Raw genomic sequence first — 7,816 nt, 5'->3', positions numbered from 1 at the left:
CCAAAGCGTTGGATGGCTTAAAGCAATACTGGTATCAAGTGGCACCTAACAGCTCCGCCGGGTTCCGGCTGATGGCAAAGCAAACAGCCGGCGCTGCCAACCAGGAGAAAATAAGCATCAGTATCGACGGCCGAGCAATCGCTTTGAAGTCAAACCCCGTTATTCAGGACGGAAAACTCTTCCTGCCCTTTGAGCAGTTTTTGGCAGAATACAAGGCGATCACCCAAGAAGTTCTGAAGACGGAGGACGTTTCCCTCTATCCGATGGACGGACAGTCGTATTGTGAGATGGAGTCAGTTTTGTATTCCCTTGGTGCGCGGGTTATTCCCGGCGAGAAGGCGAACACCTATGAGATCTTTTCCCGAGGGCAGATTGGGCGGAATGCCCAAGCCGTAGGAAATTATTTAATGGATCTCGTAGCGAAGCAAAAGGCAGCCGTTCTTTATCGGCCAACCTTAACCATCGACGGGCAAGCAAAGGAATTTAAAGTGGTTACTATTTTGGGAGACGGCTATTTGAAAATCCAAAACCAAAGGCCGGTGCTTGTGAATGGGCTGGCCACGTCGGATTTCAATTCCGGAAAATATATCTTTGGTTATTTTCTCGACGAAAACAATCATATTGTCACCGACCCGGTTAGGCTGTCTCAGTTGCAGACCATTACCATCGCCAACTGGGAATACCAGGTATTCCGGGACGGACTGACGCTGATGGATAAAGCGTGGTACGAATTTAAAGAAAGCCCCAAGCAATTTTCAGGAGTAAAGCTGTTGAAAAAATGGGAATCGGCCCTCGATACGGTTTTCTGGGCGGTGGGTTTCAACAAAAATGTAAATCCTTTTTTAGATTACTGTGAATCCTTGGCCTCTACTGTTTTAGCGCAAACCGTAACACCCCAGAAAAGCCTTTCCGGTTTGTTCACGAAGGTGTTGCATGACAATATCAGGGGGACCCTGATCAATGTCGGCGTGGACCAGGGCATACAGTCTATTTCAGGTGAGATGAAAGCCCTCGATCTGATCTATGGTCAAACGATTACTGAATACAAGCTTAACCTCGCCCAACGGGAGCGCCTGGCGCAGATTGTGGAAAAGACAGGCCAAAAATACATTCTGAGCTATCAGGATGCCTGCGAATTCCTGCAGTACTATTATCAGCTGAATGCCGCGACAAAAATACTGTCCACCTCCTGCCAGGTCTATCAGGAATTAGTTCCGGAAAGCCGGCAGAGTGTCGAAGGCGCTCTGGTCAACTTAGGGAAAAACGTGCTGCTGGATAAGGTCACCGATGTTGCCATTGTTGGTTCGCTGAATCAATCCATCGACAGTAAAGAAATATGTGAAATCATCAACGACACCATTCTGGGCATCGCCGACAACGCAACGACTGCTGAAGGTAAGGACAGGATGGAAAAATTCCTGGCCGGTATCTATGCCGATCTTAAAAACGAAAAAATGAAATTAAACTATGCCCTTTATAACAACGCCGCCGCTAGCCTTTCCTATGGCATTGTCGGCTACTAAGGAGGAGCGAGAATATGAAAAAAGTGATTTCCCTAATGCTGATCGGTTTCCTTTTGATTTTAACGGCTTGCGGCCAAGCACAGCAGAATACCGTAAAGCCCGATCAGAGCATCGTACAGGCGGAGGCGGCAAACCCGGAAGAGAATCCGGCTGCGGTCACGAAAGAGGACCAGCAGGCTGAAAACAGCGAATCACCCGAAAATAGTCAGACAGATACGGTAAAGGAAACTGAAACCGAAAGTACGGTTGGCGATTATGTCATTCTTGAAACGAAGAATACTGTGAAAATCAAACGGTATATCGGAGCAGCTTCGGAAGTTAAAATCCCTGAGCTGATTAATGAGAAACCCGTTACAGAGATAGGTGACGAAGCTTTTGACGATAAAGCAATTATTTCGCTTTTGATTATTCCGAAATCTGTCACTAAAATTGGTCGCTATGCCTTTTCGGATACACGTTGGTTTCGCCAGGCGCTCACGGATGAATTCGTCATTGTTGGTGATGGCGTACTGATTAAATATAACGGCAAGGCAGATAAAATTGTGGTACCCAATACCGTAAAAAGTATCGGCTACAATGAAGTTTTTGCCGGTTGCGGCATGAGCGAAATTGTAATCCCCGAGGGTGTTGTTTATTTAAACGAAGGTGCTTTTTCGCAATGCAACAATCTTCAAAGTATCATCATTCCCGACAGCGTTATTTATTTGGGAGATTATTTGTTTTATAAAAGCTCTGTTACGGAAATAACGGTTCCCGCCAGTGTTAAAGAATTTGGTAATGGGGTATTTAAAACGAACAGCCCTGTAAAAATTTACGGCAAAAAAGGCTCGGCCATCGAGAAATATATTAATGGAAATGACTATTTTACCTTTGTAGCGCAATAATTGTTTAGAAAGTGGGGAATCTCAATGAAATTAAAATACTTTCTGTCTATTTTGGTCATTGCAGCGGTCTTGTTTTCTCTGGTTGGCTGTGGATCTTCTATGCAAAGTCAGGGAAAGGCGCCGGTCGATCCTGCCGGCGTTCGGGAGAAATCGGTCCAGAGACCGGAAAAGAAAGAAATATCCATTACATACTTAGATAAAAATTGGAAACAGATTGGGGAGTATTCCGAAGGTTTATGCCCGGTGCTGGACAGCAGCAATGGTTTGTGGGGGTATGTCGACAAAACTGGCCGGGATATCATTCAGCCCCAGTACTATGACGCCAAGCCCTTTTATGAGGGGCTTGCCGCAGTCAAAAACGCTAAAGGCTATTATGAATTTATCGATAAAGCCGGCAAGACGGTCATAAACGGAGAGTACACCGCAGTGATAGCAAGGTTCAAAACATTTGCCGGCGGGTCTGCCCATGCTGACGTGGGATTCTCAGGCGGCTATGCGTGTGTTGTCCAAGATAAAAAAACTGTCGTCATCGACAAAAACGGAAAAATTGTTAAGGCCTTTGCCGGCTATGAGGACACGGCTCAAAGCTATACAAACAGCGATGACCTTCTCTATCGCAGCTTTGACACGGGCATCTACGATACCCTGTACAATAAAATCAGGGATGTCGGCTGGAACACCCAAGCGGAAAACAACTACAGCACGAAATATATCCTTATTGTAGATGAAAAGGGGTTGCATGTTCAGGACAGTGCGGGAACCGTTGTCCTGGATCAAAGCCAAATTCCTGCAGACAACGCCGCCCGCTATACTTATAAAATCAGCGACAGCTATGTGATTGTGGAAAGGAATCTCAACAGTGTAATCAGCTCGGCGATTTACGATTATACGGGGGCTTTGCTTGTCGATTATCAATACAAACAACTGTTTCCCGTCCGCGATCAAGTGTTTATAGCGGTCAATAATGCAGGTAAACAAGGAATCATCGACCCCCAGGGCAAGATAATTGTCCCGGTGGAAAGTGATACTATCTATAACCCGGAGCAATATAACAACCAGGCGGTCAATGGGGCAAGCCCGAGGTACTTTGATGCCCAGACCGGAGAGGCGCGTTTAGTGATCCGGGCCAAAGACAGTGACGGCATGACCAAACATCTGTATTATAATTTTCAGACGGGGACACTGGCCGACGAGGTCACCCTGCCCACCGCTTCTTTTTACTATGATTACACGTCTAACGGCGTGTATTATGCCCTGGAAAACCAAAGCGTAAAGGTCTATAACGGTAACGGCAATCAAGTCGGGACGGTCGAGTATCCTTTTTACAGCGAAGTCACAGCCCTTATGACGCCCCAAGTATCGGATAAATCCGCATTCCTTAGGGATAACATTATTCCCTGCCTCAATCAAGCTAAAACAGGGATAACCTTTGCGGTTATATCTCCGTAACACTGGATCAAACAAGCAAAGGGAGTGTCGCAAAACTATTCTGTCGTTGTGATGTTTCATAAGATATCTGACGTTTTTCTACAAATGTTTTCGATACCTGCTTTCTTTAACCCAATTATACAACTACTGTGGATCTTTCGGGATCCACAGTTTTATTTTCGACACCAAAAGAGGCCGTTGCTCGACGAACTCTTCTGTTCGCTTTGCAACAGCCCCTTTTTTTATTTTTCACGATTTGTCACTATTCGTGAATTTTTAACTTTTTCGTAAGAATTTTTAAGGTTTTTGTAAAGCACTACAACTCAAAACTTGATAAGGTAATGAAATAGGCGGATTAACAAAGTAACCCGCCCCTTCCCGAACCGTACGAGCGACTTTCACCGCATACGGCTCTCCATATTCCAAATGGATTATCGTCGATTTAGTTGATTAAGCTGAAACCTGTCAGCCTCGACATTGGCAAAACAGTGTGCGCAAAGAGGTATCTGACGCCGATTGATGGCCAACATCACAGTGACAATCGGTGAGTATGGCTTGTCGAGCTTCTTCTTCGTTTTCCTGTGATACATGCTGACATTGAAATGCGGATTACCGCAGATGTAGCAGACACGGGCCAGCGGGTTCATCAAGCTGTACACGGGCAGGAAAGAGAACGATTTAACTGCCAATTTGATTTTGGCGAAGAAGTCCTTTTGTCTCGCAAAGGATTTATACAGTGCCAGACTGATTGAGCAGGCTTTACCTTTGGCATTTTGGTAATTGACCGTGAGAGTTCTGCCGTACCGAGCGAACACTTTCTTAATACTGATGTCGAATTTGCGTGCCAGAGTTTTAGCTATTGAGAACTGCACTATGTATTGGATGCGCGCACCTTCATAGAAGTTGGCACAGCCGCGCTGCTGGGTTAGGAGTCCACGAAGTACCTGGTTGCCGTATTTGATGATTTCTTCCGGAGATTCTCTAAGGAGGCGAGTGATGCCAATGGGATAGCCATTACCTTTACACATACCATTTTCTCGTAGCTTTTTCAGAATACCATCCGTATTCATGTAGACACGGATGGTTGAATCAAAAGGGTGGTTTTCAAATTTGCTGTGTTTGACAGCACCTTTACGGATGATATAGCCGAGAAAAGACACGTCCTGGTCTGCGGCATGAGTGATTTTGGTTTTCTCGTCGCTTAACCTTAAGGATAGTTCGTTTTTCAGGAACTCCTTGATTTTCTGTTTCAAGTCGATTGCATAGTCTTTGGGAGCAATTACTCCAATAAGAAAATCATCGGCGTAGCGCACGTACCTTACTCTGCGGAAGTTAGGGTCAAATCTGTCGCTGGACGGGAGCTTTTCCATTTCGCACTTCAGGTGTTTAATGGTTTTCGGGTCGCTACCGTTTCTAACTGCCTTTTTGTATTGGTATCTGGCTTTGGCGTAGTCAGGGTTTTGCTTGCGGTAATTCCCTTTGGTATCCTGCTCGATAATGCTTTCCATAAATCTGTCCAGTTTATCGAGGTAGATATTGCAGAGTATGGGGCTGCAGCAAGAACCCTGGGCGTTTCCGGTCTTAGTTCCATGGTAAATGTGCTGCATGTCGAAGTAACCGGCCTTGAGTAACTTATTGATGAGCCGAATGAAACGTTCGTCGCTGATACGTTCCCGAAGAATCTTTTCAAGTGTGCGATGGTCGATTTCATCAAAGCATGCAGAGATGTCACCCTCAATAAACCAAATCGTACCTTTCCACGTCTCTACCTCGGCTATGGCACTTTGGGTAGACCGTTTTGGCCGGAAGCCGTGGGAAAGGTTAGAGAAGGTAGGTTCATAGATGCACTCCAGGATAATGCGGATTGCCTCCTGAACGAGCTTGTCCTTTCCGTTGGGAAAGCTGAGCTTGCGCATTTTACCATTGCGCTTAGGTATCATCGTTGTTCTGTTTGGCTGAGGCTGGTAGGACTCGTCACGCATGGAAGCGATAAGTTCCGTAATCCATTCCTCACAGAAGCCATGCAGAGATGTGCCATCAGCGCCGGAGGTCTCCGCCCCATCGTTGGATTTGACGGAATTGTAAGCGATGATGTACAGGTCTCTGTCGTAGAGCACCCGGTAAAGGTCAACGTTGACATAGCAATGGTCGACATTGTTTCGACGGCGATAACCTTCCAATCTTTGCACTAGTTTTGATTGCTCCATTCAAAGCAACTCCTTTCAAAATTGGAACTTGGAATACTGCCCCCCTTCACCATGTGCCTTCCATTACAGAAGGCCGTTGGGCTACTGTTAGGGCTCTCTGCCCATATACCGAGACGGCACTTAGGCAGGTCACGTTTGACAGCTCCATATAGTGAATCCATACGTAGGTATCCGGTTGGTCGTTACCCTGCTTACCGCAGGTGCGTCAATAGGCCTGCTTATACCCAATCCTTTCTATATTGGGTATACCCATTGATACCGGCGTTTGAGTCCGGCAGCGTTCCACAGCCACAGACCCGGATTCAGCCCACAGGCTTTACCATATATGGCCTGACTCGCCAGGCTACTCGACAGCAAGTGCTGCCTAATCCTGACTTTTCCGACATGCTGTTGTCCCCCAGAGGCTTTCGCATAAGGTAAGTCGGTTGTCTTACATCGCAACGCAGGAGCGATGATTTCTGTGAAATATATATGAAGCGCACAACGTGCGCACAAGAGGAAGAAATAATTGTGACGGAAACGATCCGAAGCCTGGCACAAGTGGAGAGTGAAGAGAAGATGAATTGCAGCAAAAAAACGAATCAATTGACTGAGCAGCCGTACCGACCGCAAAGGGGAAGGAGAGCGCGGGCGAATTCCGGCGGCTATATGCCGGGCTTGGACGGCCTGAGGGCTTTGGCGGTGTTTGCCGTGATTGCCTACCATCTCAATGTGTCCTGGGCGCCGGGAGGGCTTTTAGGGGTAACTTTGTTCTTTGTGCTGTCCGGATATTTGATTACCAATATTCTCCTGAAACAATGGGAGAACACCGGAGCGATTGACTTGAAAGATTTCTGGCTGCGCCGGGCCCGGCGGCTGCTGCCCGCTGTTTTTGTAATGCTGGCGGGGGTAATGCTCTGGATGCTGCTTTGGGCTCCGGAACGCCTGGCAGCCTTGAAGGGAGAAGCTCTGGCCGCAGTATTCTATATCAGCAACTGGTATTTGATCTTTCATCAGGTCTCTTACTTTGAGAGCTTCGGCCCCACGTCTCCCCTGGGGCATCTCTGGTCTTTGGCGGTCGAAGAACAGTTCTATGTTATCTGGCCCCTCCTTTTGGGACTGGGGCTGAGCCGGATCCGGCAGCGCAAATGGCTCCTCGGGGGAACGATGGCGATAGCGTTGGTCTCGGCTGCGGCCATGGCCCTGCTCTATCTACCCGGTCAGGATCCCAGCCGGATCTATTATGGAACGGATACCCGGGCCTTCTCTTTGCTGGTGGGGGCTGTTCTGGCCATGGTGTGGCCCAGCGGGAAGATGAAAGGGGATCTCTCCGGCTCAAAAAGATGGGTTCTGGATGGGGCAGGCATTCTGGGGTTATTGGTGGTACTGTTGATGATCGGGAAAACCAACCAATACCAGGCCTTTCTCTATCAGGGCGGACTCTTGCTCTTCTCCGTTGCCGCGGCTGTTTTGGTGGCGGTTCTGGCTCATCCGGACAGCCTTTTGAGCCGGTTCTTTAGCTGGGGCCCCTTGCGCTGGCTGGGAGAGTGTTCCTACGGGATTTATCTGTGGCATTACCCAGTCATCATCCTGACCAATCCCGTTGTGAATACGGGAGGCTTGGATCTTTCCCGCACCCTCTGGCAAATTGGATTAAGTATTACCCTGGCTGCCCTGTCCCGCTACCTGATCGAGGACCCCATCCGCTACGGCAGGCGGAGACGGGGGCGGAGGCGGACCCCGGTCCTTCATTGGTGGGAAAGGCCATTGGGTGTCGGCGCCAAAGTTTCCCTTA

At 47.9% G+C, this 7,816-nt stretch carries 5 protein-coding genes; 4 read left to right on the top strand and 1 reads right to left on the bottom strand.

Annotated features, from left to right (window positions below; genetic code table 11):
* The 3 genes from AC1U9U_RS14210 to AC1U9U_RS14200 form a co-directional block, all read left to right on the top strand.
* Positions 1-1,523 (top strand): hypothetical protein (locus AC1U9U_RS14210; RefSeq protein ID WP_479961211.1); only part of this gene is annotated, 1,523 nt, incomplete at its 5' end.
* A gap of 14 nt (positions 1,524-1,537) precedes the next feature.
* Positions 1,538-2,407: a leucine-rich repeat protein gene (locus AC1U9U_RS14205; protein ID WP_479961210.1), complete on the top strand. Its 870-nt coding sequence runs from the start codon at positions 1,538-1,540 to the stop codon at positions 2,405-2,407.
* 24 nt (positions 2,408-2,431) lie between these two features.
* Positions 2,432-3,856 (top strand): WG repeat-containing protein, encoded by a 1,425-nt coding sequence (locus tag AC1U9U_RS14200; protein ID WP_479961209.1) that lies wholly within the window; start codon positions 2,432-2,434, stop codon positions 3,854-3,856.
* A gap of 410 nt (positions 3,857-4,266) precedes the next feature.
* Here AC1U9U_RS14200 and AC1U9U_RS14195 read toward each other — a convergent pair whose 3' ends face one another.
* Positions 4,267-6,042: a reverse transcriptase/maturase family protein gene (locus AC1U9U_RS14195; protein WP_479961208.1), complete on the bottom strand. Its 1,776-nt coding sequence runs from the start codon at positions 6,040-6,042 to the stop codon at positions 4,267-4,269.
* A gap of 558 nt (positions 6,043-6,600) precedes the next feature.
* On the opposite strand from AC1U9U_RS14195, the gene AC1U9U_RS14190 reads away from it, so the two are divergent.
* Positions 6,601-7,816 (top strand): acyltransferase family protein (locus tag AC1U9U_RS14190; RefSeq protein ID WP_479961212.1); only part of this gene is annotated, 1,216 nt, incomplete at its 3' end.

Source organism: Desulfitobacterium sp. (genome assembly GCF_982384815.1).
This window is presented reverse-complemented; position numbering and strand designations above follow the sequence as displayed.

Bases quoted from the DNA above. Each gene is read 5' to 3' on its own strand.
- AC1U9U_RS14195 (WP_479961208.1), bottom strand. From the start codon at position 6,042: ATGGAGCAATCAAAACTAGTGCAAAGATTGGAAGGTTATCGCCGTCGA.
- AC1U9U_RS14200 (WP_479961209.1), top strand. From the start codon at position 2,432: ATGAAATTAAAATACTTTCTGTCTATTTTGGTCATTGCAGCGGTCTTG.
- AC1U9U_RS14205 (WP_479961210.1), top strand. From the start codon at position 1,538: ATGAAAAAAGTGATTTCCCTAATGCTGATCGGTTTCCTTTTGATTTTA.